The 3709-nt window shown below is 67.3% G+C and carries 3 protein-coding genes; 2 read left to right on the top strand and 1 reads right to left on the bottom strand.

The genetic code is table 11. From position 1 onward, the window contains the following. Window positions 1-196: 196 nt before the first annotated feature. The gene (locus AB0C36_RS42700; RefSeq protein ID WP_358365094.1) at window positions 197-1549 is read right to left on the bottom strand and encodes an NsdA family TPR-like regulatory protein; all 1353 of its coding nucleotides are present in this window, start codon (window positions 1547-1549) and stop codon (window positions 197-199) included. Window positions 1550-1671: 122 nt separating this feature from the next. Between AB0C36_RS42700 and AB0C36_RS42695 the strand changes: the two genes are divergently transcribed. After that, window positions 1672-2010, top strand: coding sequence for a hypothetical protein (locus tag AB0C36_RS42695; RefSeq protein ID WP_358365092.1), 339 nt, complete (start codon window positions 1672-1674; stop codon window positions 2008-2010). A gap of 4 nt (window positions 2011-2014) precedes the next feature. Continuing rightward, window positions 2015-3199, top strand: a complete 1185-nt coding sequence (locus tag AB0C36_RS42690; RefSeq protein WP_358365089.1) for a methyltransferase domain-containing protein — start codon at window positions 2015-2017, stop codon at window positions 3197-3199. The last annotated feature ends 510 nt before the right edge of the window (window positions 3200-3709 follow it).

Raw genomic sequence — 3709 nt, 5'->3', positions numbered from 1 at the left:
CCCGTCGAGTACGAAGCCAACTACTACCAGACAACCGCGAAACCCCACGTCACAGCAACCATCTGAGATCTCCATCAAACCCGGGGCGGTTCAAGTGCTTGAGCACGCCGGCGATCCACGCCTCGCGAAAGTAGCGACCAGTTTCGACGTCCAAAACGGTTCCTCTCGCATCTCGCCGATGGCGTGCCTCCGCTGTTCAGGTGATCTTGGCGCCGCTCGGAGCCAAGAGGCGGCCCCGTTCGTATACAGAGCGAGCGTTGGAGTTGCGCAAGTAGGGACGCAGAGCCGCCAACATGGCGTTGACCCGATCGTCGCACCGGCCAGACTGGACATGCGCATAGCCGTCGAGGGCCCAGTGCCAGTCTCGGCACGCCTCTTCGAGTCGCCCCAGTTCAAGTTTGCGTTCGGCGCCCAGCGCGGTCCGTAAGACCTTGTAACGCTGGTAGCTGTCATGTCGAGCATGGTTCGACTCATCCAGATGAGTCACAGACTGCTCGCGATCTCCGAGTTCGTAGCGCACTTGGGCAAGGTGGTAGCTCAGTGACGACGGCGCATACGAGCCGAAGGTCTTCGCCTGCGCCTCGGCCCGTTCCATGGCGACCTCGGCTTCGCCGATCTTCATCAGTGCGGTGTTCCGATCACCGGTCGCTGCGGCGGCGTGGGCCTGCTGTCCGGCGAGGAACGCTCGCATGCGCGGACCCGCCTCCGGGGAGGCCGCAGACGCAGCGTCCGCGAGTTGAAGCGACAGCTGTGCGTGTCCCAGATTGACGGCCTGGACACTCATCCCCCGCAGCGTCGTGCAGTACGCCAAGTGGTCGGACGCAGCCAACGTCAGTTCCAGGGCTTTGATGTAGTAGCCCTGGGCGAGACCGTCCGACCGCTCGTCCATCGCCATGTACCCCGTCAGGTAGCAGTGGTCGGCGGCGGCCGACAGCATCGCGCGACGCACGTCCGGCGGCGCGTCCGCCCGCAGGTACGGCCCGATCGTGTTGACCAGGAACGCCGCTGCCATCGGCCGCGCGGCGCGGCCTCCGAACCGGTCGTCGAGTTCGCTGATCTTTTCGGTCATCGCCACCACCGCCTCGACCTCGCGGTAGCCGATGCCTGTGTGCGGGTCGCGGCTCAGCCGTGCGAACCGGTCGATGTTGTCCGGCCACCCGGGCACCGCCACGGCCACCGAGTAGAGCCCCGCGCCCAAAACGGAACGACGTGAGGGGTCCATGTCTGCGCTCCCGAACTCGACCAACCCTGTCACGGTATCCGGGTCAGGCTCGGTCGACGCCTCGGCGGCGAGGGGAAATCCGGCCTCGCGCGCGGTGACCGGCCGGTGAAGGCGACGTGCAAACGTCTCGAGGATCACCGCACGGACTTGGGGCCTGGGCATGGTTCCGGTCAGCCAATGGCACACGGCCGAATCGTCGTAGCGGAGCCGAAGACCCGACTCCGTGCCGGTCCTGTTCACCGCACGCGCGAATTCGCCGTTGAGCCAACACGCCTCGGCGAGCAGATCCGCAAGTCCCTTGTTGGGACGCCGTGTTCGTTCGGTCATGTGCTCCCCCGACCGGCGATTCAAGGATTTCAACGTCACGGTTGCCGCCAACCGTACCGACATTCCGTGCCTGACTGTTCACTCTTTGTCAGCAGCTTCCGTTCGATCGACTAGGAGTCCCGATGACCGAACCCTCGCGCACGACGCACACGACGGATGCGGATCCCGGGATCGGCGCGATCCTGGACACCGTGTACGGGCCCCAGCGGGTCATGGACGTTCTCGACGCGGCGCAGGATCGGCGTACCGTCTGTCTGCGACCTGAACGCGGCGGTCTGGAGTGGACCATCGCGGCGGCCGAACTCGGGCGGGTGGCACGCGGCACCGACGACGGCCCGAGGACGCCTGTCCCGCAGGCCAAGAAGCAGGACGACTCCAACGAGGGTTCCAAGCACGGCGGCGGTGGGTCCGACGAGGGCGGGAACACGAGCGACGGCCAGGGCCCGGCCGACGGGAAGTAGGCAGATGACAGACGACATCACGCGGACAGCCCACCCTGACGAGTTGGCCGCGGCCTTGATGAAAATGGGTGCGCTGACCCCCGATTGGCTCCCTGCCTACCATGCCGTGCCGCGGCATCGGTTCGTTCCCGACGTGATCTGGCCGGGGCACGCCGACGAGAACCGCCAAGACGACCGCGTGATTCGTGGCGACGACCCCGAACTGTGGTGGCGCGCGGTCCACAGCGACGTGCCGATCACCACCCAGTGGGACGACGGAGCCTACGACGGTCCCGGGCGCGGCGCGATCCCGTCGAGTTCGAGCAGCATGCCTCGCATGGTCTTTCTGATGCTGGCCGCCCTCGAAGTCGAACACGGCCATCGCGTCCTGGAGATCGGCACGGGGACTGCGTGGAACGCGGCCCTGCTCGCCCACCGGGTCGGAGCCGGCAACGTGGTGTCGGTCGAGGTCGACGCCTCCCTGGCCGAGGAGGCCCGCAGACGGCTCGCCGGATTCGGTATGGATCCGATCCTCGTCGTCGGCGACGGCTCGCTCGGATATCCCGAACTCGCGCCGTACGACCGCGTCATCGCCACCTGCTCGATCGGGCGCATCCCGCCGGCGTGGATCGCCCAATCACGGCCGGGCGGGGTGATCGTCGCTCCGTGGGGGCCGACGTACGGCGGTGAGGGGATCGTACGTCTCACCGTTGCCCACGACGGTACGGCGTCAGGGCGGTTCACCGGCTCCTCGGCGTTCATGCGCCTACGGCAACAGCGGGTTGAGCGCCCGCCGTTCCGGGCGTACCTGTCCGAGCCGTGGCCGGCCGACGGCACCCGGAGTTCTACCACCCTGTCACCGGACGAAGTCGGCGAATGGATCGACATGTTCGCGATCGGCGTGCAGGTGCCGCGGATGTTCTGCCGCGTCGAACGGTACGACGACGGGTCCTACACGCTGTGGCTGTACGACACGGACGTCACGAGTTGGGCGACCGCGGACTACGAGCCGGACGCCGTCGAGTACGACGTGCGGCAGGCGGGCCCACGGCGCCTGTGGGACGAACTCGAGAGCGCATGGCGGTGGTGGGACAACCAAGACCGCCCGGACTTCGACCGCTTCGGACTGACCGTGGGACCGGCAGGCAACGAGCGGGTGTGGCTCGACCGCCCGGACAACCTCGTACCGAACTCGGTGCCGACGACGTAGGCCGTCACGGGTAAGTCATCGGTTAGATGGGCCCCAACCCGACGCTACGGTCGGGAGCGCGACGGGGCTCACCTCACGAGGCGGAACCCCACGTGCTTGGGCTCAACTCCGGCTCCGGCTCCATCTTCCGTTCCGGGACGCCGGGTTGGGCCCTCAACCCGGTACCGCGGTCAGGAGCGTGACGGGGGCTCACCTCACGAGGCGGAACCTCCACGGGGGTTGTGTTCGACGAGCGCAGCGAGGAGAGCGGCCGGAGGCCGCCATTTAGACTTTCCTGCGCCGGAGTGAGCGCCAGCGAACGCAGGTGAAGGAAAGTCAGCGGTCGGAGTGCACGTTTTCGTGACGGAGCGAGGAACGAGCGCAGTCACGAAAATGGGTGCTACGGCCGCGCTCAAACAAAAGCGCCACACCCTGACCTACGCGACACCGCCCGCCGCCACACCCTCGGGCGGCCACCGCACCTTCTCCATGCTGTCCGCCCTCACGCCCTACATCGCGGCGGCCGTGTGC

It is taken from the genome of Streptodolium elevatio (assembly GCF_040649515.1).
GTDB lineage: Bacteria > Actinomycetota > Actinomycetes > Streptomycetales > Streptomycetaceae > Yinghuangia > Yinghuangia elevatio.
This window is presented reverse-complemented; position numbering and strand designations above follow the sequence as displayed.